This is a genomic window from Limibacter armeniacum (assembly GCF_036880985.1).
In the GTDB taxonomy this organism is placed as follows: Bacteria; Bacteroidota; Bacteroidia; order Cytophagales; family Flammeovirgaceae; genus Limibacter; species Limibacter armeniacum.
Genome location: NZ_JBAJNO010000009.1, coordinates 3,375,922 through 3,402,265, shown reverse-complemented (window position 1 = coordinate 3,402,265; position 26,344 = coordinate 3,375,922). Strand labels below are relative to the sequence as shown.

Sequence of the window (26,344 nt, the reverse complement as noted above, 5' to 3'; positions counted from 1 at the left end):
CATATAGTTGGTGCTTACATTTTTTCAGGACTCTTTTGAACGTCGTCTGTTCCTATACTCCAGCAAAAGCATAAATACAGCAGAAAAAGCTGCTGAGAAACCCCATGCTCTCAAGACTGGACTTCCTTCCGAAACAGCATATAGACTCAATAGAAGTCCAATAATTAATAATGGAATACCTACTGTTATAAAATTGATGCGAGGTGGTCGGTTTGCAGCTGCTAATACCCTTTCGAGTACTTCGTCATCAATTTGCCTTATGGTATCTGAGATTTCTTCAGAAAGATATCCTTCAGATTCCATGATTCTACGAATTTCAATGTACGTTTTGCCTGAGCGTTGCAAGTTACGGTAGTGGTTGAGGTCAATCGGTCTTCGGGTTTTCATTCGGATTGGATTAAAGGTTTTTGTGAAATGAGTGATGAGGTTGCCTGCAACGGGTTTTGCAGGTAAAAAACCTTTGAAAGCTTTTGCAAGTGTTTGCAAAGCCAACGGTAGCGGCACTCGAGTAATATCAGAAATGATTTAGCTGTGTTGCTGTCTTCAAATAAATTACAAAGATGTGCCCACAAATAAAATAATTGAATTATTAAAACTGATTATATCTATACACTACCGTAAGTTGACATACATATTGAATTATCCCCATAATAATTAGTCTGATAACTGTCCGCATAGAGTGTTAGGAAGATTTGCATCAATACGTTGTTGCATAATTCCCCTATTTAGTTTTTACTTTTCTCGGAACTTATGAGGAGATGGCTGTTTTTAGAAGATGATTAATTAAATTCTACAAACCTTACGTAAGGTTTTTTGCTTTTATCAACCCCATTTAAGCTTCCCTACTTACTTTTCAGAAATTTCCCCATGAAAAAGCTATACCTACTCTTTTCGCTGTGTGCCTCTTTTTTTCTCCTCAACTTACCTAAAGGCTATACACAAGAAGACCTTCAGAATCGGACTGATAATATCATCATACATGATTCACTGTATTTCTATGGCAATGCCCGAACATTGACAGCTTATTACGATGAAAACATTGAGGTTCAGGACAACGTGTCATGGATCGGTTTCAAGGTAAATAAAGGTGTGTTAGGACATAAAGACATAGCTGTTATCGCCCACTTTGAATGGGGTGTCAACATTGTAGACAACAATGTGCAGTTGAATGCCAATGGTGGTTCTCCAAATGCCGATTCTTTCTTTGATGACAAAGATGATCCTTTCACTACCAGACAAGGATACCTTGGTGTCAAACTTGCCAAATATGGTGAGTTAATCTTAGGAAAAAGATGGGGTGTTTATTACGATGTAGCTGGAGTTACTGACAACTTCAATGTTTTTGGTGGGCAAGCAAGTGGTACTTACAACCCATTTACCGATGGAGGTCTTGAAGGTACAGGGCGTGCTGCCAAAGCGATTATGTATAGAAACAAGATTGGAAACCTCGGAATAGGACTTCAAACACAGCTAAATGGCTCATCTGAAAACTATGCTGCCTGTTTACATTATAACTTTCCAAATGGCTTACTTATCGGCTCTGCTGTAAACTTCGCTGAATTTGTCGATGAGTTGGATAGTCTGTCTATTAATGTCTCTGAACATGAATATATACGATCCCTAGTTGTAGGGGTACGTTACCAGACTGACAGGTTTTATGGAGCTATTACTTATATGAATGCCAATGATGAGTTGTTTGTAGGAAGCTCCGTATTAAGTAAGGAAACAGAAGACCAAGATGTTCAGAATGTTTACATCTTGCCTGCCCAAGGACTAGAAATCTACCTTAGGTACAGGCTCACCAGACATTTCGATATTTATGGGGGAATAAACTATTTAGATCCAAAAGACGACCCACTATCTGTAGGTGCTGACGCTGACACAAAGCTTGAATACTATGTCATAGCAGGTGAATACCGTCCTGTACCAGATGTCTTTATTTATTCAGAAGTAAAATTCAGTAACAGTGTCACCACCAATGGTTCAGAAGACCCTAATGTCTACACTATTGGGATAACCTATAACTTTAACTGGTCTTTAAGCACCAATAAAATATTCAAAAAATTCTAAGGCTGTGTATTCAGGGTATCATGCTCAACAGCCCAAGCTTCAAAAGAATGAGTTTGAACGTCTACAGGCTGAGGGTGATACCACATCCAATACAGTCGTGCTCTTAGATCCGTTGAAAAACCTAAAAGTCCAATCAGCATAAAAATGCCCACACCGAATAGTAACCACTTCTTTAACCTGTTCATCTTTGTTTCTTTTGTCAACTAACAAATATAAACATTTACAAACTCATTATTCAAGGTTCTCCGTATCCAAGGCATATAACTTTAATTCCTCAAAGGTGACAAACTCCAAAGCAGCTTCATGAGTAGACTCCAACAGTAACGGTGGCGCTACACCTGCTTCTAAAGCCTCTTTCCACCTTAATACACACAGACACCACTTGTCTCCTTCTTTTAGTCCCGGAAACTGGTAGGCGGGTATTGGTGTAATCAAGTCATTTCCTTTAGAGACAGAAAACTGTAAAAACGCCTCAGTCATCACTGCACAAACCACATGTGCTCCCCTATCTTCTGGACCTGTTGAGCAATAGCCATCACGGAAGAAACCAGTTCTAGGTGAGTAGCAGCAAGGCATAAGTTTAGTACCTAATACATTTTTTTCCATGTTGATTGTTATAAAAAAATAGCCTTCCATCTTAAGGGAAAGGCTATTTGAATTGATTACTGCTTAGCAATAGTCTCTTTAACCATACCACATGTCAGCATTTTATCACCAAAATATGGGTTTCTAATTTCTTTTTCACTGCTCAACCAAAAAGCGCCTTTATTATCAAAAGCCATTGGGCAGTATTGTTTATAAATAGGAGCTGTTACATCAGCTGTTTTTACTACTTCATAAACTTTTTCTGAAAGCACCTCAAAACTTGTGCGCTGAGCTTCCACATCATCAGTCGCTGCTACCTGACCTGCTACATCCTTAATCGCAGCAAATGCTTCTTCAGACAACTTTTCTGCAAATTCACTTGCTGCTTTTTGAGCAGCCTTAGCATCAGTTTTCACCAAGGCATCCTTAATTGGTAAATATCCATCCAGTAACACTTGTACTTGTTCATTGGAAATCTTAGCTACAGGTGTTTCAGCTATATCCTCAGCTTGTGCCGGTACTGTTTCATGCTGATGGTCATGCCCTTCATGATGTGTATCTTTCGACTCACTGCCACAAGCAGTGAAGCCCAATAGTACCACAATCCCTGGAAGTAATAATTTGAATAGTCGGTTCAGTTTCATCTTTAATTATTTAATAGTCACTATCGTTTGTATCGCAATATAAGCAGAGAAACAGAATATGGTTAAAATGCCATTCTCAAGTATCTGACAAAAACTTATGTTCATCTCAAAAAATGACTTTACACATACTCTATCTCACTCACTATCAGTAAATTTAAAGAATGTATAACATTTTCAAGAGCTAAAAAACTGTACTACCCCTTGAAAATGAAGTGTATTACAAAACTTTCAATTACTATGAAACTACTCAAAGTAACCTTGACTGCCATCTGCATTTGCCTGTTGACAGTCAACTTTGGATTCTCTCAAACCAGAGGTGCTGAAGGCGTAATGTCAGCCACTGACATGATAAGCAAACACGTTTCCAATCTCGAAGAATGGGCTAATACTAACCTTAGTCTCGATGATACTCAAACCTCCCAGATGAAGGAAATGAACAGCGATCTGGTAAACCGAATCAATGAAATCGATCAGAGTGATGCATCTCCTGATGATAAAGTTTCTATGGTTAAAGATGCAGCTAAAGAGCGTAAAAAAGGCATGAAGGACCTACTTGGAAAAGACGATTTCCAAAAACTTCATGAATGGCAAGAAAACACACTGAAGGAAGTTGACATGGGAGAACAACTTGGCGATGCATTGGAAGGCACTAGCCTAGTGGATGAAAATGGTCACTTAACCCAACAGGCTATCAATAAAATTCTCGGTATCTAAATTCAGAAGTATAGTTCATAAATACACACGGACAGTGACTGCTGTCCGTTTTTTTATGGTTAATGCGTCATACAAACAAAGCCTTTCCCTATCTTGTTTCTTTCATAAAGGTTTTATTATGAGTATGTCAACTATGTATAAGGAAAGCTATTTACCCGTAGACCATGATTTTCGTGAACAAGTAATAGCACTTGCAACACAGAAAAAGCATATCAAGGTATTTTATTTTGATCCTGATAATAATCTGGAAGATGCAAAAGGATCCATCATTGACATGGTCACCAATAACAATGGAGAGCATGCATTAATTGGAGGCAAAGAAGTGAGACTGGATAAGATTATAGCACTTGACGGTAAACCGGGACCTTCTTATGATGAGTATGACAGCTACGGGAATGCCTGTATGAACTGTAACCTAGGTTATGATTGAATCAAGCGACACAGTATTGTAAAATAAAAAAGGTCAAGTTTTTTTAAGACTTGACCTTTTTGTTTTAGTGGCGGAGGCAGGACTCGAACCTGCGACCTTCGGGTTATGAGCCCGACGAGCTACCAACTGCTCCACTCCGCATTGTAGTGTAATCTTTAATTAAGATAGTGATTTTCTAAGAAAAAGTCAATCGCCATCTAGATATTATCAAACCGTTTGTTTGATAAGCTAGTGGCGGAGGCAGGACTCGAACCTGCGACCTTCGGGTTATGAGCCCGACGAGCTACCAACTGCTCCACTCCGCATTGTAGTGTATTTTAAAGATGCTTTTCTGACCAACTGTCAGACGCCTTAGTGGCGGAGGCAGGACTCGAACCTGCGACCTTCGGGTTATGAGCCCGACGAGCTACCAACTGCTCCACTCCGCATTGTAGTGTATTTTAAAGATGCTTTTCTGACCAACTGTCAGACGCCTTGGTGGCGGAGGCAGGACTCGAACCTGCGACCTTCGGGTTATGAGCCCGACGAGCTACCAACTGCTCCACTCCGCACTATCGTTATGCTATTTTTGAGTTCTGATAACACGAATAATACGTGCTTCTCTCAAACGCAGTGCGAAGGTATGAGGATAATTCAAGAAAACCAAATATATTTGTAACTTGGCTTGTCTGCGCTTAACAGATCTGTAACAAAAAATTAAGATAACCACTTGATAATCTTACCAAAGCGCATGCATTTTTCTGACAAAATAAAGATTTAAATAAATTCCATGAGTAATCATAAAGCAGGCTTTGTAAGCATTATTGGCAAACCCAATGTTGGAAAATCTACTCTGATGAACCACTTGGTGGGAGAAAGACTTTCCATTATTACTTCCAAAGCGCAGACAACTCGTCACCGCATCATGGGTATCATCAATGAAGATGACTACCAAATCGTTTACTCAGATACTCCTGGTATCATCAAGCCTAAATACAAGCTTCAGGAGTCGATGATGGATTTCGTTAAAAACTCCCTTGAAGATGCTGATGTTATTCTTTTTGTGACCGACATTTTTGAGAAGTTTGATGAATCTGAAGTCGTTGAGCGACTCAAAAAAATGGATATTCCAATTATCTTACTTGTCAATAAAATAGACCTAGCTGACCAACAAAAAGTTGTTGAAAAGATGCAGTTCTGGCAAGAAGCACTTGCTCCAAAAGAAATTGTACCTATTTCAGCCTTACATAAATTCAATGTCGATCACCTGCTGGATGCTATTCTGGAGTATATTCCAGAACACCCTGCTTTCTTCAGCAAAGAAGACCTGACTGACAAACCTCAGCGCTTTTTCGTTTCAGAGATTATCCGTGAGAAAATTCTACTGAATTTCGAACAAGAAATACCTTATGCCTGTGAGGTAACGGTTCACACCTTTAAAGAGGAAGCGGATATTATCAGAATTGGAGCTGACATCGTAGTTGAAAGGAAATCACAAAAGGCGATTGTTATTGGAAAAGGAGGACAAGCTCTGAAGAAAGTTGGTACTCAGGCTCGAAAGGATATGGAAGCCTTCTTCCAGAAAAAAGTATTCTTGGAGCAATATGTAAAAGTTGATCCAGACTGGAGAAGCCATGACTTCAAATTGAGACGTTTCGGCTATATGGAATAGCCTTGTCTTCATTTCCTGTAAATACCATAGATAAGCCAATACATTTATTTGTATTGGCTTTTTTCATACTTCACTATTTTGGTCTCACACAGAAAAAAGCCTAAAAAAATGAACACTCACACCATTAATAATCAATTAATTACAAAACAACTCATTCATTTTAAATGTTTTTTTTTAGATTTTTTTGTCCATTTTTGCGACCCGATTGTCATAAGAGTAATGCAGAAGCTCAACTTTTTGACTTTTGGACCACAATTTATGGTGTTTATTAAAGTGTTAAAGCGATGACATATACTACTACAACTAATAAAATCAAAAGCAATGCTCCAAAAGCATCTAAATCATATGCAAAGCTATTTGAGGCTGCTTTAAAAAACTTTGATCTTTTTGTTGAAGAGGAAAAAGAACGCAATTATCTCGAAGTAAAGAGAAAGTTTGCAGGACACTTTTAATATCCTTCAACATCTAAATATAATAATGCTATTCGACGACCTTACAGTCTTTGATTTTTCGAGAGGAATCAGTAAACTCTTCAATACTTTTTGAAGAGTTTCTTTTTTCCCTTTCGGTTATAACGATACCACTCACCCACAGGCTCTCCCTGTTCGTAATGCCCTTCATACTCCAATACTCCTTCCTTATCAAAAAAGTGCCAAAGACCTTCCTCCTTACCTTTCAAAAATTCACCTCTATAAGCAACCGTTCCTTCCTTTGAGTAAAATATCCACTCTCCTTCTGGAAAGCCTTGTTCATATACTCCTTTTCTCTCAATCTTACCATCTGGATAGTAAAACATCCACTCTCCTGTATAAGTCCCTTTTTTATACTTCCCTTCTTTTTTCACCTTACCATCTCGATAGAAGCTCAATGAGGCTCCCTCTAACAATCCACCAACCCATTGTTCAATATCTGTCAGCTTTCCCTCAAAGTCATAATACCTGCATTCTCCGTCTAGTATACCATCATGATAATGCTCTACTGCGTTGCGGATGCCATCAGGGTAATAAGTTATCCACTTACCTTGTTTTAAACCATTTTCAATTATACCCTTAGCTTTTAAGGTACTGTCATTATACATAACCTCTATTGTATCTTGTGCGAACAAGTTTATGTGTGTAAGACACAACAGCAAGCATAAAAATATCAGAGCTCGATTTCTTTCCATTTTAAAAAGGTATAAAAGTAAAAAGACCTGCAATAGCGTGATGCTATGCAGGTCTTTATCCTTTGGCTACTTATTTTATTCTTAGTCAAGCGTGATTTCCAATGCCAGACCTCTCAATTCGTGAACCAATACGTTGAATGATTCAGGAATATTTGGTTTCGGCATGTTTTCACCCTTCACAATTGCTTCGTAAGCTTTTGCTCTACCTACTACGTCATCGGACTTCACAGTCAGAATCTCACGAAGTACGTTTGCTGCACCGAATGCTTCCAGTGCCCAAACCTCCATCTCACCAAAACGCTGACCACCAAACTGAGCTTTACCACCCAATGGCTGCTGCGTAATCAATGAGTAAGGACCGATAGAACGGGCGTGCATCTTATCGTCAACCAAGTGACCCAGTTTCAGCATGTACATGATACCTACTGTTACTGCCTGGTCAAAGCGCTCACCTGTCAGACCGTCATACAAGTAAGAACGTCCAAAGCTTGGAAGTCCTGCCGCATCCAGCTCTGCCACTACTTCGTCTTCTGTAGCACCGTCAAAGATTGGTGTAGCATACTTTCTACCAAGAATTCTACCTGCCAATCCAAGAACAGTTTCATAAATCTGACCAAGGTTCATACGTGAAGGTACACCTAGTGGGTTCAAACATACGTCCATTGGCGTACCATCCTCTAGGAATGGCATATCCTCTTCACGTACAATTCTTGCAACCACACCTTTGTTACCGTGACGACCGGCCATCTTATCACCCACTTTCAACTTACGCTTCTTAGCAATGTAAACTTTAGCAAGTTTCACAATACCTGTAGGCAACTCATCACCTACTTCCAGTGTAAATCTATCGCGTTTGAAACGGCTATTTAGCTCGTTACGGATTTTTGTATAGCTTCTAACCAGTTCACTGATCAGCTCATTTGTATTCTCATCCTCAGTCCAGTTATCCAAGATCAGATCACCCAACAGGTTAGCCTCTTCTGCTACAGCGTAGCTAGACTCATCCTTATAAGGGTTCTTTTCTGGGAACAGGTTAGCTTCGATGTTCTCACGTGAGAATTTCACACCTTTGCTTAATACCTCTTCACCGAACTTGTGGTAAACACCTTGAGATGTCAAGCCATTCAGCAATTCTACCAATTTGTTGATAGCTTTTGCTTCAAGGCCTTTCAGGTTACGAGAGTACTCCTTTTTCAGCTTTTCAACTTCCTGTTTTGCTTTTGCTCTCATGTCCTTGTCTTTCTTAGGACGAGAGAATAGCTTAGTACCAATTACAGTACCTCTCAGTGAAGCTGACGCTTTCATTGAAGCATCTTTAACGTCACCTGCTTTATCACCGAAGATTGCTCTCAGTAGTTTTTCTTCTGGAGTTGGGTCTGACTCACCTTTTGGTGTAATCTTACCGATCAGGATATCTCCTTCTTTCACAAAGCTACCTACACGGATGATACCGTTTTCATCTAGGTTCTTCACTGCTTCCTCACTTACGTTTGGAATTTCAGAAGTCAACTCTTCCTCACCACGTTTTGTATCACGCACTTCAAGTTCAAACTCTTCAATGTGCAATGAAGTATAAACGTCATCTCTTACAACTCTTTCAGAAATTACGATCGCATCCTCAAAGTTGTAACCTTGCCAAGGTACGAAGGCAACCAACATGTTTTTACCCAATGCCAACTCTCCATTTTCAGTCGAGTAGCCTTCAGAAAGAACCTGACCTTTTTGAATACGCTCACCTTTCTTAACGAGAGGCTTCATATTCATACAAGTATCTTGGTTCGTTCTTCTAAACTTCACAAGTGGGTATTCCATCACATCGTTTTCGAATGTAACCAGACGTTGTTCCTCTGTCAAATCGTAACGGATGTGGATTTTCTCTGAATCTACGTATTCGATCACACCATCAGCCTCTGCTGTAAGCACGGCTTTAGAGTCCATCGCAACACGTCTTTCCAGACCTGTACCTACAATTGGTGCCTCAGGACGCAACAATGGCACCGCTTGGCGCTGCATGTTTGATCCCATCAGGGCACGGTTGGCATCATCATGCTCCAAGAAAGGAATCAATGACGCTGCAACTGATACAATCTGGTTAGGAGCAACGTCCACATAACTGATTTCTTCTGGAGATTTCAGTGGGAAGTCACCCTCAAATCTTACTTTCAGTGTATCGTCTTCGAAAGCACCATCTTCTTTCAGGTCGATGTTAGACTGTGCAATGAATACACCATCTTCTTCTTCAGCACTTAGGTATACGATCTCCTCTTTTACTTTTCCTTCCTGTACAGGACGGTAAGGAGTTTCGATGAATCCCATGCTGTTTACTTTTGCGTAAACACAAAGTGAAGAAATCAGACCAATGTTTGGACCTTCCGGAGTTTCAATAGTACACAGACGACCGTAGTGTGTGTAGTGAACGTCACGAACCTCGAAACCTGCACGCTCACGAGATAGACCACCTGGACCCAATGCAGAAACCCTACGCTTGTGCGTAACCTCTGCCAGCGGGTTAGTTTGGTCCATAAACTGAGACAGCTGGTTGGTACCGAAGAACGAGTTGATCACTGATGACAACGTACGTGCGTTAATCAGGTCAGCTGGTTTGAAATCCTCGTTATCTCTTACGTTCATTCTTTCTTTGATCGTACGAGCCATACGAGCCAAACCTACGCCGAACTGTGACCAAAGTTGTTCACCTACTGTTCTAACACGTCTGTTTGAAAGGTGGTCAATGTCATCAACTACCGCTTTAGAGTTGATCAGTGTGATCAGGAATCTGATGATTTCAATGATGTCCTCTTTTGTAAGAACTTTCACATCCATCTCAGTATTCAACTTCAGCTTCTTGTTGATTCTGTAACGACCTACATCTCCCAAGTCATAACGCTTGTCTGAGAAGAACAGGTTGTGAATAATTTCACGTGCAGTTTGCTCATCTGGTGCTTCAGTGTTACGAAGCTGACGATAAATCTGCTCAACCGCCTCTTTCTCAGAGTTTGAGTTATCCTTATGAAGCGTATTGTAGATGATCATGTAATCCGCGATATTGATATCAGCGCGGTGCAGGATTACAGTATTTACACCTGCATCCAAAATCACATCAACATCTTCATCCTGGATCTCGTGGTCACGCTCCAATACAACCTCGTTACGGTCAATTGAAACTACCTCTCCAGTATCTTCATCTACGAAGTCTTCTGTCCATGTTTTCAGGACACGTGCTGCAAGCTTTCTGCCTACAATTTTCTTAAGGGCAGCAGGTGTTGCCTCTACTTCTTCAGAAAGGTTAAACAGACCTAGGATATCCTTATCAGTACCATAACCGATAGCCCTAAGCAGTGTTGTAACCGGGAATTTTTTCTTACGGTCGATGTAAGCATACATAACGTTGTTAACGTCTGTCGCAAATTCGATCCATGAACCTTTAAAAGGGATGACCCTTGCAGAGTACAGTTTAGTACCGTTGGTGTGCTTAGACTGAGCGAAGAATACGCCCGGAGATCTATGCAGCTGTGAAACGATTACCCTTTCAGCACCATTGATTACAAAAGACCCCTTCTCTGTCATGTAAGGAACAGTACCAAGGAATACTTCCTGCTCAATAGTTTCGAAATCTTCATTATCCTCATCGTTGCAAGAAAGCTTCAGCTTCGCTTTCAACGGAACGCTGAAGGTCAAGCCTCTTTCGATACACTCATCTACCGAATATTTAGGCGGATCGATGGTGTAGTCGATGAATTCCAGCACAAAGTTTTCTCTGGAGTCCGCAATAGGGAAGTTCTCCTGGAACACCTTGTAAAGCCCTTCCTGCTTACGCTTTTCAGGCGAGGTTTCCATTTGGAAGAAATCTCTGAATGAGCGAAACTGTACGTCTAGGAAGTCAGGATAATCGATAATCCTATCAACTGACGCGAAGTTTTTCCTGCCGTGTATGAATGTAGCCAAGGTAATTATATGTTTGATTTATAGAAACAAACTCAACTGAAGTTCTGGCATTAGTCGAAAAATGCCAAAAAATCAAGTATTATTATTGCAAAATAGAGCGCAAAACTACGATTTTCGTTTTGCATAAACAAATTAGTGCCGCATTATCAATCTTATAAAGATAATAATTTTTATCTAATAAGCGTTAATGCGTCCACGAGATTATATTAAAGAATCTTAATAAACCTAAAATTTCTTTTATCGCCCTTCCTGACAAGATCAGTCGCTAATATTTCGTAGCAAGGTTTTCACTTTGTCATTATTGTAGCTTGCCATACCAGCATGTTTTAGTACAATTTTCCCATCTGGTGAAACTATAAAAGTAGTAGGCACTGAACTACTCTGAAACACTTCAGGCACGGAAGACTTCAACTGATAAACAGGGAAATCATAAGCTTTCCTTTCTAAAAACTTTTGCAACTTCAAAGGGTCCTCATCTACCGATATCATCACAAAGGCAATCTCTTCATTTTTCATTTCACTATATAACTCATAAATCTCAGGCATTTCAGCCACACAAGGCGGACACCAGGTTGCCCAAAAGTTGATAAACAATGTTTTGCCTTTCAAGTCCTGTAAAGACATCACATCCCCCTCCATATCTTCCAACTGAAGGTTATAATCTGCCTTACCGAACCCTTCCTCATTAATATTTGGCTTCATAACCCCAGTTCTCAGAAGTATTCCCTGTATTGTTCCAAATACTTCAACATGCCACCCTGTGAAGTATAATCCTCCTATCACTAAGAGCATTATACCCCAATCGCGTATTTCCTTTTTTACCTTTTGATTCATATTAGCTGAATGATCATCATAAAGTTTGATTTGTGGACAAAATAAAAAAAACCTCTCCAAACACAGAAGTGTTTTGAAAGGTCTTCTTCGTAGTTATTACTTAAAGGTCAAATTAGTATTTGCCCCATTTGATATAGCTTTCCAAATCCTTATCTCCCCTACCCGAAAGGTTAACTACTACTACATCATCCTTTTCAAATTTCATTTTCCCTAAAGCTCCCAATGCATGAGCTGATTCAATTGCAGGAATGATGCCTTCCATTCTGCTCAGCTGAATACCTGATTGCATTGCTTCCTCATCGGTTACGTATTGGAACTGCGCTCTACCTGAATCAAAAAGGTGTGCGTGAATAGGTCCAATACCTGGATAGTCAAGACCTGCCGAAATAGAGTATGGTTCCACTACCTGTCCATCTTCGGTTTGCATCAATAGTGTCTTGCTACCATGTAAAACACCTGGTTTTCCAAGTGCAGTCGTTGCCGCCGATTCTCCAGAGTTCACTCCTAAACCTGCAGCCTCTACTGCAACTAACTTCACATCCAAATCATCCAAATAATGATAAAATGCTCCAGCCGCATTACTACCTCCACCCACACAGGCAATCACATAATCAGGATTTTCATTACCTGTATGTTCCTTCAACTGCCATCTCATTTCTTCAGAAATCACGGACTGAAACCTTGCTACCATATCTGGATAAGGGTGTGGTCCAACCACGGAACCGATAATATAATGTGTGTCCGCAGGGTTATTGATCCAGTGACGCATTGCCTCGTTCGTAGCATCCTTCAAGGTCATACTACCGCTTTCTGCAGGTATAACCGTTGCCCCAAGAATTCGCATTCTTTCTACATTTGGACGCTGTCTTTCCATATCCAGTTTTCCCATGTAGACAATGCACTCCAGTCCCATTAAAGCACAAACTGTTGCTGTTGCAACCCCATGTTGTCCCGCCCCAGTTTCAGCTATGATTTTCTGTTTCCCTAGACGCTTAGCTAACAGAATCTGACCAATTGTATTATTGATTTTGTGTGCACCTGTATGGTTCAAATCTTCACGTTTTAAGTAAATATTTGTCCCATAATATTCTGACAATTTGCCTGCAAAATAAAGAGGGGTTGGTCTCCCTACATAATCCTTAAGCAAACTGTCAAACTCCTTTTGGAAAGACTCCTCACCAATCATCTGTAAGTAGTTTTCCTTCAACTCTTCAACATTTGGGTAAAGCATTTCAGGAATAAAAGCTCCACCAAACTGTCCATAGTAGCCTCTTTCGTTAGGTTGTTTATAAGTCATCATACTTTGTATATAAAGTGCTTGTAGTTCAAATCATATTCGCTTTCAAATCCTCCAATAAGGATATATCCTTCAATCCGGGAGCTGTTTCAAAACGGCTATTCACATCCAATGCATAAAGCTGCGGATGTATAAGTGTATTTACTTCTTTAATGTTCTCAAGACTAATGCCTCCACTCAAGAAAAATGGCTTATCACTTGAGTATCCCTCTAGTACCGTCCAGTCAAATGTTTTACCTGTACCACCATGTGCAGGGCTTTTAGTATCAAATAGAAAGAAGTCAACATGTGCTTCGTATGGAGCTAGCCTCGAAAAATCAAATGATTCATCTACCCCAAATACTTTCACCACCTGATATCCTGCCTGCTTTACCTCCTTACACATTTCAGGTGATTCATTCCCATGTAATTGAATAACATCTAACTTATAGCTATCCGCTACTTTCAATAATGAATTCACTTCCATGTTCACAAATACTCCTACTTTTTGAACCGTATTGGGAATCAAACGAAGTACAAGCTCAGAACTTAGAACATCCCCTACATAACGGGGTGATTTTTCATAAAAGATGAACCCTATATAGTCAGGAGATAATGAAAGCAAAGCTTCGATATTTCCAGCATCTCGCATACCACATACTTTCAGCTTCATACCTTTTCTCTGTTAGATTGCTTCAATAAACTCCTTACATGCTTTGCCCGGATCTTCCGTTTTCATAAAGTTTTCACCAATCAAGAATCCATCAAAACCGAAATCTTTCAACTCCCGTATGGTGGATGGATCACTAATTCCGCTTTCCGATATTTTCAAAAACTCATTTGGGATCAATGATGATAAACGTTTTGAGGTTTCTACGCTGACCTCAAATGTTTTCAGGTTTCTATTGTTGACTCCTACCAAATCAAGGTGCTCGTTCAAATGTCCTTTCAACTCGTCTTCATTATGAACTTCCATCAACACTTCCAGCCCTAAGTTTTTGGCAGTCATAGCCAATTCCTTCAGTTTTTTTGGCTCAAGGCAAGCAGCAATAAGTAACACAAGGTCTGCCCCGATAGACTTTGCTTCAATTAACTGATATTCATCTACCACAAAGTCTTTTCTCAAAAGAGGGGCTCTATGTACACCTCTTGATGCCAAAAGGTCATCAACCGATCCTCCAAAAAACTCCTCATCGGTCAATACTGATATAGCGGAAGCCCCAGCTTCTACATAAGCTGATGTAACGTCAGATACTTTGACATTGCCATTAATCAATCCTTTGGAAGGTGATTTGCGCTTGAATTCAGCTATAATACCCGATCTATTAGGACTTGTAACCCATGCTTTGGCTGAAAGTGGTGCTATATCAAACAAAGGGCGCTGCTCCAATTTACTGATCGGCAGGTATTCCTTTCGAGTTGCGACTTCCTTGATTTTATGTTCAATGATCTTGTCTAGAATTGTCATTTTCAGGTTATTATTTGGGGTAATAAATGAATTATCAAGCACAAACTGCCAGCAACTTTTTCAAACTTTCCAATGCCCTACCAGATTCCAATGACTCTTTTGCCATTGCTACTCCTTCTTCAGGGCTTACTTGTTTAGCACAGCTGATCGCCATGCCTGCATTAGCCAATACTGCTGCATTCTGGCTTTGCGTTCCTTGTCCTTCCAAGATATTGGTAAATACTTTGGCTGCTGCCTCAACTGTATCACCACCATAAAGGTCATCTTGGTTAATTTTCGGTAACCCAAGGTCTGAAGGTGAGAGCAAATATTCTCCTTGATTAGAAATCATCTTGAAGTCTCCTGTCAATGAGATCTCATCATAACCATCCAAGGCATGAATAATAGAAAAGTAATTATCTGTTTGCTGCTGAAGATAAGCATAGAGTCTTGCAACTTCCAGACTGAACACCCCTAAAAATTGCCTTTTCGGAAAAGACGGATTTACTAAAGGTCCTAGAATATTGAAGAAGGTCTTTACTCCCAACTCTTTTCTAACCGGGGCGATATTCTTCATTGCAGGATGGAAAAGCGGTGCATGTAAGAAGCAGATATTAGCCTCATCCAAACTCCTTTTTAAAGTATCCTTATCATTTGTAAACTGGTAACCTAAACTAGCCAACACATTAGAAGAACCGCTTACAGACGAAACTCCATTGTTTCCATGTTTTGTTACATGCTGCCCCGCTCCCGCCACTATAAAGGATGATAAAGTAGAGATATTAAAAGTGTTTTTCCCATCTCCTCCTGTTCCTACTATATCTACAGCCTCATACTCATCCAAATCCACTTTCAGACAAAGCTCCAACATAGCATCACGGAAACCTGTTAGTTCTTCCACTGTAATACTTCTCATCAAGTAAATGGTCAAAAAGGCAGCCATCTGACTGGAGTTATATTGCCCTTGTGCCAAGTTGATAAGAATTTCTTTTGCCTGTTCCCTGCTTAGGGATTTATATTCAAATAGTTGATTCAGTATCTCTTTCATTTCTCAAATAAGTCAAAGTCATCAATTTCTATTTTACTTCCTGTTCCAACCACCTTCTCATAATCTCTTTCCCATGCTCTGTCAGTACTGACTCAGGATGAAATTGCACACCACATATCTTATAGGTTTTATGTGCTATTGCCATGATATCCCCAGCCCCGCTTCTAGCCGTCACTTTTAGGTCAGTTCCTTCAATCGAATCCTTATCAATAACCCATGAATGGTAGTGTGCTATGCTAAAGCTTGAAGGAAGTCCCTTGAACAATAAAGTGTTCTGATCTTCAATCTTAACCTGACTTGAAATACCGTGCTGTACGTCAGGTAAGTTGTACAACTTTGCCCCAAATACCTCCCCTATTGCCTGATGCCCCAAGCAAACTCCCATAATGCTCTTGGTCCGTGCATATCGCCTAATCAAGTCCTGCATAATACCTGCTTCCGAAGGAATACCTGGACCAGGCGAAAGTAGAATCTTGTCATAAGCAGCCACTTCCTCTAAAGTTATTTTGTCATTACGGTAAACCTCAGGTGTATAACCCAGCTCTCGGATCAAGTGCACTAAATTGTACACGAACGAATCATAATTGTCGAGTACCAGTATCTTTCTATTGTTCATTGTCTTACGCTTTTCTTATCCAATACTCACTTACATGCTTGATGCTATTTCAAGGGCTTTTCTCAATGCTGCCAACTTATTGTGCACTTCCTGCAACTCGCTTTGCGGGCTTGACTTTGCAACCACACCTGCCCCTGCCTGATAGTGGAGTTTGTTATTCTGACTCAAGAATGAACGGATCATAATAGCATGATTGAAGTCCCCATTAAAACCTAAAAAGCCTATCGCTCCACCATAGTAGTTTCGGCTCACCTTTTCATTTTCATCAATAATCTCCAATGCCCGATACTTTGGCGCTCCTGACAATGTCCCTGCAGGAAAAGTATCTGCCACCACTTTAACTGAATCTCTATTGTCCTCTAAATCTCCACTCACTTTAGACACTAGGTGAATCAGGTGAGAATAATATTGGATTTCTTTATACACCTCCACTTTTACATTATGACCATTCCTACTCAGGTCATTACGAGCAAGGTCTACCAGCATTACATGCTCTGCATTCTCTTTAGGGTCTGCCAAAAGTTTCTTTGCCAATTCTGCATCCGCCTCATCATTACCTGTGCGACGGAATGTTCCTGCAATAGGATGTATAGTTGCCTTTCTATCCTTTACTATTAGCTGCGCCTCAGGTGAAGAGCCGAAAATCTTGAAATTACCGTAATCGAAATAGAATAGATAAGGAGAAGGGTTAATGGAACGAAGTGCGCGATAAACATTAAATTCATCACCACGGAATTGTTGTGAATAGCGTCTTGAAAGTACCACCTGAAAAACATCCCCTCTGAAACAGTGTTCTCTTCCTTTTTGGAGAACTTCCAAAAACTCATTATCTGTAAAACTTGAAGTTTCCTCTCCTTCTATACTAAAATCAAAAACTGGAATATTACGGCTATTGATTAGTTGAGATATTTCTTGCAGACGGGATGGAGTTTGAGCACTTTCTAATTGATGTTCAAAAATATGCAACTCGTTCTTGAAATGGTTGATTGCAATTACAAAACGAAAGGCTTGATAACAGATTTCAGGAATGTCATTGGTGCCTTGCTTATTTTTAAACTCAATATCCTCAAATGATTGAACCGCATCATAAGACATATATCCAAACAAACCATTGGAAATAAACTTGTGGTCTCCAACCTCTGTCTGGAAACTTTCCATAAACTCCGCAAGTAGACCTACTGCATCAGACTTACTCGAAAGTGTTTGCTGCTCAACAGATGCATCAGGATACTGAACCTCTAGCTGTGTTCCTGATACCTCAAACTTGGCAATCGGTTCACAGCATATAAACGAGTAACTGTTATCAGCTCCATGATAGTCTGAGCTTTCAAGCAAAAAGGTATTTGCAAATTTATCCCTCAGGCGTAAATAGATACTTACGGGTGTAACTGTATCTGCTAACAATTGGGTACTTTCAGTGATCAGTTTAAAGGTTTTCATCAGGAGAACGTGATTTTATATAGACCTAACTAAGTTACATTTTTTTAACCTGTTGAGAAGCAGCCTTAAAGTAGATAAACACAAAAAGGGCTTGCTGAGTGAACAGCAAGCCCTTCTATAATGTATCTGCAGAATTGTCTTCTCTAACTTTCGATACTTTCAGGTACAGTCAGCGGTTCACTCAAATTATTACTTGAGCGCCACCACCAATTAGCTACCATATGGAAAGTATTTGTCGTCATTGGGAACAAAGGTATAACAGGAATCGAAAAAACAAAATTTTCTATTTGAAAATTAATCTTAATGATTTTAAGACCAACCACTTACTACTACTTACAACATAATGCAAGTAATTTCCCTTATATCTTCACTTCCTGATAAACCACCTCTCCATCCATCACAACAGCTTTGTAATAAGCCTTATTTACCTTGTAATATTGTTCTCCATACAACCTAGTTACAACAGCTCCTTCAGGCAAACGCCTTACAATTCTTATGGACGGCTCCTGTACTACTACATAAGCTACTTCACCATCAATCACAGTGGTTTGGTAATAGGCATTTTGATATTGATAGTATGTTTCTCCATGGTCATTGAAGGACTTTGTTCCATCAGGTAATTCAGAAACTACAACCCCTTCAGGTGCCTGTACTACTTCAAATTTCCCTTTTGCTCTCTGTAGGTAAAAGATGCCTGCATAATAGTAATAATCATCTCTCCCAATAGTGAATAGTTCTGCATATTCAGGCAAGCTTCTCACTATCGTTCCTTGTGGTGGCGCCACTACAGTATAGGCATTCCCTTCTGCCAAATAGTATGTTCCTCTATCATAATAATACTTTCTACCACCTGTCCAAACTACAGAAAATGTAGCTCCAGCGACCGCAACCCTACTACCTACAGGCCTCCAGTAACTTCCCCAAATAGATGAACCTGCATATACAACTTTCTTAGTCGGTCGTGAAACAACTACTTTTCGTACGGGTTTATATACTACCACTTTTCTTTTTGGCTGTACCATCACTACTTTTTTCTTATCTGGGTAGTGTTTCTTTCTTTGTGCCTGCAATGGCAATACCGAAATAATAAGTGCGAATACAACCAAGATGGTCAATAAGTTTTGTCTATTAGTTTCCATAGCGATAATCGGTTAGTTTGAATATGGAAGCAACATACTTTATTGATCAGCTTACTGAAAAAAGAATATACCTACTGACACTATTTACCGACCAAACGAAGGAGTTTACCGACTTTTCTTCAAGCTAGCTGCTCTTTCTCAACACTCGCCATTGTTATACCTTAGCACAAAAAAAGAGGAAGATGTCAAGCACCTCCCTCTTCTAATAATTTAGCTATCTATTTCCACGATCCTTAGTTCTCTTCTGAAGGAGGTAATAGTACTTGGTCTATTACATGAATGACTCCATTACTTGCTTCCACATCTGCAGGGTCTATTGTCGCATCAGTACTTCCTTCTGGGTTGGCAATAGTAATAGCACCTGACTCTGAATCAACATTGAATGTAAGGTCCTGCCCCAACAGTGTAGTTGCTGTATTTCCATCCTCTATTGTTGAAGAATCAATCAAGCTATCTGAAACTACATGATACTGAAGAATTCCTGTCACCAAATCCTCATTTCCTTCAACTAGCAGCTCTTCTAAGGAGTTATATTCTGGCAAATCTGCGATTAAAGCATCAAATGCAGCATTAGTTGGAGCAAATACGGTATAAGCTCCTTCACCTTGGAAAGTTTCTGTTAAGCCCGCAAAAGCCAAAGCAGAATCCAAAGCACTAAAGTTCTCATCACCTGCTACTATAGCAGCAATAGTTTCTGGTTCTTCTTCATCAAATTCAGGCACCAACACCATATCAATGACATGGATTACACCATTCGATGTTTGTACATCTGCCATTGTAACCTGAGCTTCGTTTATAAACACTGACTCACCATCGACAGTAATATACAGGCTATCACCATTAACAGCCACAAGCGTATCACCATCCATTAAGTCAGCAGCCAAAAACTCACCCTCTACAATATGGTAATTAAGTACCAACGCAAGTGTGTCAGTGTCAAGACTACTCAAAGTCGTATCCAACGCAGCTTCAAACGCTGCATTAGTTGGAGCAAATACTGTGTACTTTGTTGTGCCATCATCAACAAACAACTCGTCTCCAACTTCTGCCAATGCAAATGCAGTAACTAAGGAGTCAAAATCTGCATCAGGAATTACATCTACATAATTTACATCTACTGTAATCATGTCTCCTATTGTACCAGGTAACAACACATGATTAATCACATGCAAGACCCCATTGTCTGCATCCAAATCAGCAGGGTCTATCAATGCCGAATCCAATAGTGTATTACCGATTGTAATGTTGTCTCCTACAGTAAAAGTAAGTAACGTGTTAGCTAAAGTTGATTCAGTATCGCCATCAGAGATCTCATCAGATCCAATCGCTTCTGTTCCAATAACGTGATGGCTAAGTACTCTATTAAGCACATCACTGTTATCTTCTGTCAATAAATCATCAACAGAAATCCCTAATGTATTTGCCAGCTCTGTGAAAGCAGCGTCTGTAGGAGCAAACACCGTCATGTCTCCATCAGCTTCCAATGCCTCAGTCAAACCTGCGGCCTCAACAGCAGCAATAAAAGAAGTAAGATCTCCTTGTTCAGTTGCAACATCTATGATTGAGTTTTCTACAGGTGTTACACCACCACCGTCGTCATCATCGTCATCACAAGCTGAAAAGGTGAGTCCTGCTACGAGCAAACATAGCCAGTAGGTCCATTTGATTTTTCTCATAACAAATTAATTAGTTGGTTGATTTTGAAGAGGTATCTAACTAGTCTTAATATTCGGGTTATTTTTAAGATACCCTAGAAAGATAATACCACGACAACTAGTTCAGTTACCATGATCAATCTAAATTACATTTATTAAGAAGGTTCTTATTTAATTGTAATTGCTTATTGTTTTAGTGATGAAATATGAATTAGGTGTGTAAATATTGGAGTGAAATAGAAGGAGGTTAATTTCATTTTTGATTACAAGATGCTGAGGTTATTATCTTTTTTATATTAGCGCAACACGTCCACTATATAATTTAAGTAAAATTATTTCTCATAACAATATATGCCTTATACTGTAACCTACTTTGACAAAAGGAGACTCTAAGAAGTCTCCTTTGTATGCTATTTCTATCTAATCTGTTACCGATATTGTCAAAGTGTCTGTGCTCATACCTGTGAAGATCCCTAAACCATTCTCAATATTGGAAGGTGGTGGTGATAAACTGATGGAGCTTAGTTCACTTGAATTGTCTTCATAAAGACTAGCATAGTCTGCATTGAGGTGGTATAGAATCACGTTATAATCCCCATAATAATTAAATGATTGAGGCATAATCTGAAAAGCGAGTCCTTGTACTGGCTGACTCCTGAAGCCTCTCATTGGTATATCTTCCTCTTCCTCATCATCTGACAATTCAAGAATAGAAACAGGGGCTTCTTCCAAGTTCTCTAGTACCACCAAATAATAATCATCTGCATCGCCAGTCCATTCAGAATAAACTGGGTCGGAGTACTGTGGTCGTTCCATATACCCATCACTTTTAACTGTAACACTTATCTGGTCAGTAGACAAGTTAAAGTTTTCAGGGTGATAGGGAATCGTTGTATATCCAGAGATCTGTATGCCATTGTGCTCGAATGACATTGTATAAGTTTCTCCTTCCTGAGGAATTATAGCTAGAGAATAAATACCCTCTCCTTCTGCTGTCATTGTATAAGTTTCCGATCCATATCCTATACTAATTTCCAAATCATCCAAGGTCACGAAAGTACTATCTTCTGCCCCAAATGGCAGGTCTTCCGTTACCTTAATACTGATTGGACTCCCTGCCTTTAAATAACCTTCCACTACTGGCAGAGGCTCATATTCGGAATAGGTTTCAAATGTCGTACATGCCTGTATGACCGTAAATGCCAACAACACTACAGCCATATATTTCTTTATTGTCATGGTCATAAAAGTAAAAGTCTTCATCACTGTAGTCTAATAGAAAAAGTAAGGTTAGGAGTAATACCAAGTAAATTCACATCTGTCTCGATTAACTCATTATCCACAACTGTAAACTCCTTATACCAAACATTGATATGGTTATACACATTGAAAATGGAAGCTCCCAAAGTACAAGGCCAATTACCCCATTTGAAATTATAGTTAGCCGAAATATCCATACGGTGATAGTCTGGCAACCTTCTAGAATTCTTTTCACCTACCGTAATATAGTCCTCTGTTGTTCCATCCAACAGTGTAAGCGTATATCCTGATTCTGGTGCGGTATAGGGTCTACCGGTTCCATATACCCATGTAGTGGAGAAGGTCCACTTTCTGAATGAATAGTTTAGTACGGTCTTAAACTCATGTGTCACGTCATGATCGGCAGGGAAGACATTTTCTGACAAATCAGGAAAGTCATAGGCAACTTGTCCCAAAGTATAACTAACCCATCCTGTCAGATCTCCATTCTTCTTTTGAGCCAGTAATTCAATACCATCTGCCACCCCGTCTCCTTCGTAAAATTGCTCCTGCAAAGTAGCTTCACCTGTATTACTAGAACCGGGAGGGCCTAATGTTGGCTGAAAGCTGGTCGAATACTCCGATATGCCTGTTAGTGGTTTATGATATAACTCTACGTCAAAAAGGTAGTCATCCAATTCATAACTGATTCCACCAATATAGTGTACCGCTTTACTTACTGGTAAGTTCTCATTGTTAGACAACCCCCAAAAGTCCTTACTGCCTTGTTCTATATCTTGTCTTACAATCCTATTCACGAACTGATGATATACACCTGTTGCTCCTTTCAGTTTCCATTTATCCGAAAGCTGGTACTCTGCCAATGCTCTTGGCTCAAAATAAAGTTTGCCCGATACGTCATAGTAATTGACTCTTGCACCTCCTGTCAACGTCAATTTATCATTCAGCAATAATAGTCGGTCTTGTATATATGCGGCTGTTACACTCCCTTTATCACTTTTATCCAAAATAGTGACCGTGTCATTTCTACTATAGGTATAATCCACCTGATACTGTGAGTGCTGTACTCCCATCTCAATCACCTGCCTGTCTGAAAGTTGCCATTCTGCGTCAAGCTTAGCAGTCAGGTCATACACATCATTATTTTCCAATATCCCATTGTTAGCAGAAGTTGCGGCATCCTCATCCGGTCTTTGGATAGATCTCTCCGATGACCTGTCTCGCTTGCTAAAGTAGTTGGAGTAACTAACCAATGTGTTGGTAAAGAATTTTGGAGACCACTGTCTTGACCACTTTGCACTGCCACTAAGATTACCCCATCTGGTCAAGTCATTGGTAGTATTTGAAAAATCAAGAGAGGAGTTACCAAAAGAGGGAGCACTCATACTACTGGAGTTATCCAAGTTATCCACTCCATTAAAAAAACTTAGTGAGAGGTTATCTTTTTCAGTAGGCTTATAAGTCAGTTTAGCATTCAAGTCATAAAAATAAGACGCCACCTCCGTATCCGCATTAGAGCGTCCTCTTCCACCGAAAGGTCCTCCTCCTGGGCCTCCGGGACCAGGTCCTCCATCCAATGTATTGTCATCATCTGAATCATCATTGAACTGGTCAAATATTTTGCTGTAAATAGGACCATCGTATGATTTCCGACCTGCCACAAAGAACGAAACCTTTTGACTGAGTGGAGCTTCTACAAAGGCATTCAGGCTCAACAAACTAATATCTACTCCTGCATTAAATGCCCGTTGGTTTCCTTCTTTTCCCACCAACTCTGCCACACTAGAAAGCCTTCCCCCATATTTTGGTTCAAATCCTCCTTTGTACAGGTAAATGTCCTTGATAGCATTGGCATTAAAAGCACTGTAAAAACCAAAAAGGTGATCTACATGATAGACTGTAAAGCCATCATAAAGTACCAAGTTCTGATCAGGTGTCCCTCCTCTTACATATAAACCGGAAGAAGCTTCCTGCGTACCACCGATACCAGGCATCAATTGAAAGGACCTAAAAATGTCTTTCTCACCAAGGTTTGGAATCGAACTTAACATGGAAGGCGTCATCTTAATGGCACTTACCTTTTGGTTAAGTACCATAATATCTTCACGTTCTCCCTGTACAATTACCTCATTTAGTTCATTGGCTTGTGAGACCAATTCAAAATTCAATGTCTTTTTAGAAATAGCAGGGGAAAGTGTAATCGTCTCGGGGCGATACCCTACTGAAGATACAATAATAGAAGAGGTGTCAGATGGGACTTGCAATAGGGTAAAGTAACCATCTACATTAGAAGTAGTACCGATGGTAGTACCACTTACCACAACAGTTACATAAGGCAGAGACTCTCCTGTACTCTTTTCCGTGACCCTTCCAGATACAGTTAAATCAAATTGTGTAGGGTCTCCGGCATAGCTGCGTTTTACTTCACTCCGAAGTTTATCGGTTTCAACTTTATCAAATTTACCTACTAAATGGATTTTACCGTCTTCCCCAAAGTAGTATTTCAGCTTATAGGTTTCACAGATACCATCCATTACCTTGGTAAACTCAGTATTGAAATACCGATAAGAAAATTCATACTGATGAAGCTTCTCCTTATCATAAACCAAGTTTAACTGGTATTCCTTGTTAAGCCTATCCAGCACTTCATCAAGTTTTCCAAGATAAAGACCATCTACTTTGGCTTCTGGAAGCTTGGTTTGTGCAAATAGAAAAAATTGTCCCGTTCCAAAAAAAATGAACAGCAACATCACGGTTTTCCTCATAGTTGTGGCAGTTTTAGTTTACAAATAGGAACTTGCAATCTATACTGCACATACTAATCAAGCCGGAATTAGAGACAAACAGAACAATTTTAGAGACGAATCACTTTTTAATGGTCACTTCAGGAGTAATTGCTTAAACGTTTCTTTCCCTTCCGTCAATTGCTTTAGGTTTTCAATCACTTTTAGTGCACGATCTTTTCTCAATAGCGGACTTTGCACCCCTGCTACATAAACGATTATAGAGCGTTGTTTGCCTTCCGTAAGCTTTGAAAAACGTCTTGCGCCTTCTTCATCATGACATAATAAAAGCCCCAATTCTTCAGGCATGTCCGTTCCATAAGGGCTTATTTCTTCTTTTAGGGTCAGTACAACAGTATCCCCCAATTTAACACCTAAACCTTCCATTCTAGTAGTACTGATTCCTACATACCCTCTACCATCTTCTGTCTGCATCAGCACACTACAATAAGTAAGCACCTCATTAATCGTACACAGCAAGTTATGGCAGGAGTTTTCACTAAATACATTGATGATTTTTTGAGGGACTTCAAGATAATAGATACCCGATGAAGCACTCAGCAATTGGATAGGGGTTTCGAAAGTAACAGAGGTCATCTTAAATTATTAGGGTAAGAAGGTTGCATTTTCAGTTGATATAAGATAAAAATTAATTTATATCCTCTCCAATACGTTGTTACATTTTTGTTCCTCTAAAAAATGGTATAAAAAAGACAGGTGTTACGCCTGTCTTTTCTATAACTTATCCTTTATACTTATCCCACCTTCTTTGGTCATTCAGCATCCGGCTTTCAAACTTATGAGGAGTCGGAATAGATAACTCTATAGGCTTTTGATCAATTGGGTGATTCAACTCTAGCTTTACAGCACTCAAGAAAAGTCCCTTGCCTGTAAAATTACCTTTTTCCGGACCATATAGCTTATCTCCCAAAATCGGAAAACCTAAGCTTGATGTATGGATTCTCAGTTGATGCGTTCGTCCTGTATGAGGTTTTAACTCCAACAGTGACAGGTATTCACATTGAATCGATCTTACCCTTTTTAACAATTTAAATTCAGAATAGGCCTTCTGCTCTTCAATTGGTAAGTCTATAGCTCCTGAAGTCGGCGTTTCTCCAATCACCAAAGCATGATAGGTCTTCTGAATTGTTTTTTCCTTGAACATATTTCCCAAGACAATTCGAGCCTCCATCGTACGAGCAGCAATCAGCAAACCGCTTGTAGCACTATCCAATCTATGTACAGGCTTTGCCCATTGCAATGCATTCTTGGCATTTGATCTTGGAACATTCGCCACCAAGGCATTTTCTAGGGTTCTGTATTGGTTACCACTAGTCGGGATACCTGCCGGCTTATTGACTACTACCATATGCTCATCCTGATAAATGATCTCCAAGTCTATCTCAAACCCTTTAGGTGGCGTTACTTCCTTGGCATAGAGGTCTAGACACATACCTGGCATTATCCACCTTCCAGACTCAGCAGGGGCTCCATCAATATGCAGTAGCCCTTTCTTTATGGCTTTTTTAACACTATTATGAGAAGGCAATGCCTCAAACAAGTCATAAGCGTAATCCACAAAGCGTATTTCTCCTATACCTTCCGGTACTATATGCGTCTCAATCTTTTCCACTATCAATTA

24 protein-coding genes and 4 tRNA genes are annotated in these 26,344 nt (G+C 39.8%); 5 read left to right on the top strand and 23 right to left on the bottom strand.

The genetic code is table 11. The features are described 5' to 3' along the window. Window positions 1–24 precede the first annotated feature (24 nt). Window positions 25–387, bottom strand: coding sequence for a hypothetical protein (locus V6R21_RS31895; RefSeq protein ID WP_334247524.1), 363 nt, complete (start codon window positions 385–387; stop codon window positions 25–27). Window positions 388–867: 480 nt separating this feature from the next. Between V6R21_RS31895 and V6R21_RS31890 the strand changes: the two genes are divergently transcribed. After that, window positions 868–2,070, top strand: coding sequence for a porin (locus V6R21_RS31890; protein WP_334247523.1), 1,203 nt, complete (start codon window positions 868–870; stop codon window positions 2,068–2,070). Here the strand turns inward: V6R21_RS31890 and V6R21_RS31885 are convergent. The 3 genes from V6R21_RS31885 to V6R21_RS31875 are packed head-to-tail and all read right to left on the bottom strand — an operon-like array spanning window position 2,067 to window position 3,299. Then, window positions 2,067–2,255 carry a hypothetical protein gene (locus V6R21_RS31885; protein WP_334247522.1) on the bottom strand — a complete coding sequence of 63 codons (189 nt, stop codon included), beginning with the start codon at window positions 2,253–2,255 and terminating at the stop codon, window positions 2,067–2,069. The genes V6R21_RS31890 and V6R21_RS31885 overlap by 4 nt on opposite strands. Before the next feature lie 46 nt (window positions 2,256–2,301). Further along, on the bottom strand, window positions 2,302–2,676 hold the full coding sequence (locus V6R21_RS31880; protein WP_334247521.1) for a DUF2237 family protein: 375 nt from the start codon (window positions 2,674–2,676) through the stop codon (window positions 2,302–2,304). 56 nt (window positions 2,677–2,732) lie between these two features. Further along, on the bottom strand, window positions 2,733–3,299 hold the full coding sequence (locus tag V6R21_RS31875) for a DUF3347 domain-containing protein (protein WP_334247520.1): 567 nt from the start codon (window positions 3,297–3,299) through the stop codon (window positions 2,733–2,735). Between the two features lie 237 nt (window positions 3,300–3,536). On the opposite strand from V6R21_RS31875, the gene V6R21_RS31870 reads away from it, so the two are divergent. Together V6R21_RS31870 and V6R21_RS31865 are read left to right on the top strand one after the other, a co-directional pair. Continuing rightward, window positions 3,537–4,013, top strand: coding sequence for a hypothetical protein (locus V6R21_RS31870; protein WP_334247519.1), 477 nt, complete (start codon window positions 3,537–3,539; stop codon window positions 4,011–4,013). 118 nt (window positions 4,014–4,131) lie between these two features. Beyond that, the gene (locus tag V6R21_RS31865) at window positions 4,132–4,443 is read left to right on the top strand and encodes a hypothetical protein (protein ID WP_334247518.1); all 312 of its coding nucleotides are present in this window, start codon (window positions 4,132–4,134) and stop codon (window positions 4,441–4,443) included. A gap of 68 nt (window positions 4,444–4,511) precedes the next feature. Here the strand turns inward: V6R21_RS31865 and V6R21_RS31860 are convergent. The 4 genes from V6R21_RS31860 to V6R21_RS31845 form a co-directional block, all read right to left on the bottom strand. Further along, window positions 4,512–4,584: transfer RNA gene (locus V6R21_RS31860), tRNA-Met, on the bottom strand. A gap of 91 nt (window positions 4,585–4,675) precedes the next feature. Beyond that, a tRNA-Met gene (locus tag V6R21_RS31855) sits at window positions 4,676–4,748 on the bottom strand. Window positions 4,749–4,798: 50 nt separating this feature from the next. Then, window positions 4,799–4,871, bottom strand: a tRNA-Met gene (locus V6R21_RS31850). 47 nt (window positions 4,872–4,918) lie between these two features. After that, window positions 4,919–4,994, bottom strand: a tRNA-Met gene (locus tag V6R21_RS31845). 218 nt (window positions 4,995–5,212) lie between these two features. Between V6R21_RS31845 and era the strand changes: the two genes are divergently transcribed. Then, on the top strand, window positions 5,213–6,094 hold the full coding sequence (gene era / locus V6R21_RS31840; protein ID WP_334247517.1) for a GTPase Era: 882 nt from the start codon (window positions 5,213–5,215) through the stop codon (window positions 6,092–6,094). A gap of 284 nt (window positions 6,095–6,378) precedes the next feature. Next, entirely contained in the window at window positions 6,379–6,546 is a 168-nt protein-coding gene (locus V6R21_RS31835) for a hypothetical protein (RefSeq protein WP_334247516.1), read from the top strand. Window positions 6,547–6,626: 80 nt separating this feature from the next. On the opposite strand, the gene V6R21_RS31830 is transcribed toward V6R21_RS31835, so the two are convergent. The 15 genes from V6R21_RS31830 to V6R21_RS31760 form a co-directional block, all read right to left on the bottom strand. Continuing rightward, window positions 6,627–7,199, bottom strand: coding sequence for a toxin-antitoxin system YwqK family antitoxin (locus tag V6R21_RS31830; RefSeq protein WP_334247515.1), 573 nt, complete (start codon window positions 7,197–7,199; stop codon window positions 6,627–6,629). A gap of 141 nt (window positions 7,200–7,340) precedes the next feature. Continuing rightward, a complete protein-coding gene (gene rpoB / locus V6R21_RS31825; protein ID WP_334247514.1) occupies window positions 7,341–11,204 on the bottom strand; it encodes a DNA-directed RNA polymerase subunit beta in 3,864 nt (1,287 codons plus the stop codon). Window positions 11,205–11,462: 258 nt separating this feature from the next. Then, complete coding sequence (locus V6R21_RS31820) at window positions 11,463–11,906, bottom strand: TlpA family protein disulfide reductase (RefSeq protein ID WP_334247513.1); 444 nt, start codon at window positions 11,904–11,906, stop codon at window positions 11,463–11,465. A gap of 244 nt (window positions 11,907–12,150) precedes the next feature. Continuing rightward, window positions 12,151–13,338, bottom strand: coding sequence for a tryptophan synthase subunit beta (gene trpB / locus V6R21_RS31815; RefSeq protein WP_408613127.1), 1,188 nt, complete (start codon window positions 13,336–13,338; stop codon window positions 12,151–12,153). A 25-nt stretch (window positions 13,339–13,363) separates the two neighbouring features. Beyond that, window positions 13,364–13,987 (bottom strand): phosphoribosylanthranilate isomerase, encoded by a 624-nt coding sequence (locus V6R21_RS31810; RefSeq protein ID WP_334247512.1) that lies wholly within the window; start codon window positions 13,985–13,987, stop codon window positions 13,364–13,366. A gap of 12 nt (window positions 13,988–13,999) precedes the next feature. After that, window positions 14,000–14,782 carry an indole-3-glycerol phosphate synthase TrpC gene (gene trpC / locus V6R21_RS31805; protein WP_334247511.1) on the bottom strand — a complete coding sequence of 261 codons (783 nt, stop codon included), beginning with the start codon at window positions 14,780–14,782 and terminating at the stop codon, window positions 14,000–14,002. Between the two features lie 34 nt (window positions 14,783–14,816). Then, window positions 14,817–15,809, bottom strand: coding sequence for an anthranilate phosphoribosyltransferase (gene trpD / locus V6R21_RS31800; RefSeq protein ID WP_334247510.1), 993 nt, complete (start codon window positions 15,807–15,809; stop codon window positions 14,817–14,819). A gap of 28 nt (window positions 15,810–15,837) precedes the next feature. Continuing rightward, window positions 15,838–16,425, bottom strand: a complete 588-nt coding sequence (locus V6R21_RS31795) for an anthranilate synthase component II (protein ID WP_334247509.1) — start codon at window positions 16,423–16,425, stop codon at window positions 15,838–15,840. Window positions 16,426–16,455: 30 nt separating this feature from the next. Continuing rightward, window positions 16,456–17,865, bottom strand: a complete 1,410-nt coding sequence (locus V6R21_RS31790) for an anthranilate synthase component I family protein (protein WP_334247508.1) — start codon at window positions 17,863–17,865, stop codon at window positions 16,456–16,458. A 359-nt stretch (window positions 17,866–18,224) separates the two neighbouring features. Further along, the gene (locus V6R21_RS31785) at window positions 18,225–19,004 is read right to left on the bottom strand and encodes a DUF6515 family protein (protein WP_334247507.1); all 780 of its coding nucleotides are present in this window, start codon (window positions 19,002–19,004) and stop codon (window positions 18,225–18,227) included. Between the two features lie 233 nt (window positions 19,005–19,237). Further along, entirely contained in the window at window positions 19,238–20,680 is a 1,443-nt protein-coding gene (locus V6R21_RS31780) for a fasciclin domain-containing protein (RefSeq protein WP_334247506.1), read from the bottom strand. Between the two features lie 399 nt (window positions 20,681–21,079). After that, entirely contained in the window at window positions 21,080–21,904 is an 825-nt protein-coding gene (locus tag V6R21_RS31775; protein ID WP_334247505.1) for a DUF4249 family protein, read from the bottom strand. A gap of 17 nt (window positions 21,905–21,921) precedes the next feature. Then, window positions 21,922–24,684 (bottom strand): carboxypeptidase-like regulatory domain-containing protein, encoded by a 2,763-nt coding sequence (locus V6R21_RS31770; RefSeq protein WP_334247504.1) that lies wholly within the window; start codon window positions 24,682–24,684, stop codon window positions 21,922–21,924. Window positions 24,685–24,798: 114 nt separating this feature from the next. After that, window positions 24,799–25,299, bottom strand: coding sequence for a DUF1905 domain-containing protein (locus V6R21_RS31765; protein ID WP_334247503.1), 501 nt, complete (start codon window positions 25,297–25,299; stop codon window positions 24,799–24,801). 145 nt (window positions 25,300–25,444) lie between these two features. Continuing rightward, entirely contained in the window at window positions 25,445–26,335 is an 891-nt protein-coding gene (locus V6R21_RS31760) for an RluA family pseudouridine synthase (RefSeq protein WP_334247502.1), read from the bottom strand. Window positions 26,336–26,344: the final 9 nt, after the last annotated feature.